This window comes from Pseudomonas sp. E45-MNA-CIBAN-0222 (genome assembly GCF_040310405.1).
GTDB classification, from domain to species: domain Bacteria; phylum Pseudomonadota; class Gammaproteobacteria; order Pseudomonadales; family Pseudomonadaceae; genus Stutzerimonas; species Stutzerimonas stutzeri_AC.
Genome location: NZ_JBEOPU010000045.1, coordinates 1 through 1,597, shown reverse-complemented (window position 1 = coordinate 1,597; position 1,597 = coordinate 1). Strand labels below are relative to the sequence as shown.

Annotated in this window: 1 protein-coding gene; it reads left to right on the top strand. The window is 57.2% G+C overall.

The features are described 5' to 3' along the window. The first annotated feature begins 79 nt into the window (after positions 1–79). Positions 80–1,501, top strand: a complete 1,422-nt coding sequence (locus AAEZ08_RS22700; protein WP_500125149.1) for an IS1182 family transposase — start codon at positions 80–82, stop codon at positions 1,499–1,501. Positions 1,502–1,597: the final 96 nt, after the last annotated feature.

Sequence of the window (1,597 nt, the reverse complement as noted above, 5' to 3'; positions counted from 1 at the left end):
CCAGACTGTGTGAAAACCTAGCAGTCTGAGTGCAAGGTGAAGACAATGCCTCTATCGGTCGATAGGGGCATTGTCGTTTATGGGCTATATCCAAGGTGAAGGTCGGCAACAAAACAGCCTGTTTCCGCCGACACTGGAAGAGCTGGTTCCTGAGGATCATCTGGTACGGGTGATCGAGGCCTATGTAGCTCGTCTGGATCTGAAGGTGCTGGGGTTCAGCAAGGCTGAGCCGCTCAAGACTGGACGTCCTGGTTATGATCCGGCGGATCTACTCAAGCTTTATCTATATGGTTACTTCCAGCGCATCCGCTCCTCCCGGCGCTTGGAAGCCGAGTGCCAACGCAATGTCGAGGTGATGTGGCTGCTGGGCCGATTGGCACCGGATTTCAAGACCATTGCCGATTTTCGCAAGGACAACAGTGCTGCTTTTCAGGCGACCTGCCGCACCTTCGTCCAGTTCTGTCGCCAGGTGGGACTGATCAGCGGGCAGCTCGTGGCCATCGATGGCAGCAAGTTTCAGGCGGTAGCGTCGCAACGCAAGCATCTGAGCCTGACGAAGCTCAAGCGCCAACAAGCCAGGCTGGAGGCGCAGATAAGCCGTTATCTGGCCGAACTGGACGAGGCTGACCGCAGTGAGGCGGCTGAAGTGGTTGATCGCAGTGCGGTCAAGGCTGTGCTGCAGCACCTGGAGAGCCGACATGCCGATAACCTGACAGCCCAGGCGTTGATGGAGGTACAGGGGCTGGATCAGTTCGTCGTCGGAGAGGATGAGGCCCGCATGATGCGTACCCACCAGGGTGCTCGCGTGGCTTATAACGTGCAAAGCGCGGTAGATGGCGAGCATGGGCTGATCCTGCATCACGCCGTCACTCAGGATGGCAGCGACAACCAGCAACTAGAGCCGATGGCCAAAACTGCCAAGGCTGTGCTGGAGCAGGAAGAACTGATGGTTACAGCCGATGCCGGCTACTCCAATGGCGAGCAGTTTCAAGCCTGTGACGATGCAAAGATCACGGCCTATGTACCGGCAAACCGGGGGATCAACAATCAGGGTGACGATACACCGCTGTTCGAGCGTGACGCCTTCACCTATGACGCCACCCACGACCAGTACCAATGCCCGGCGGGCAAATGGCTACTGTTCAAGCAGGTCAGTGGCCTGCAGCGCATCTATGCCGTGCAGGATGACTGTGCGGGCTGTCCATTGAAAATACGCTGCACCAAGGCTAAACGTCGACACGTGAGTCGGCATGTCCATGAAGCCGCGTTCGAACGCATGAATCAGCGGATGCAGGCGCATCCAGAGATGATGGTCAGGCGCCGATCCATCGTCGAACATCCCTTCGGCAACCTGAAGCAATGGATTTTGGGTAATGGCCGCTTCCTGCTCCGACAACTGAGGGGAGCGCGTACGGAAATGGCCCTGGCGGTCAACGCCTACAACCTGAAACGTGCCATCAATGTGCTGGGTGCCCGTCGGTTGATCGAGCTGTTGGGGTAAATCCCGCTTTCCATTTCCAAACATCAAAAACACCAACGCCCCGAACCAGTCGGGGCGTTGGATTTGCCTATCTTCAGTGCGTTTTCACACGCTCTG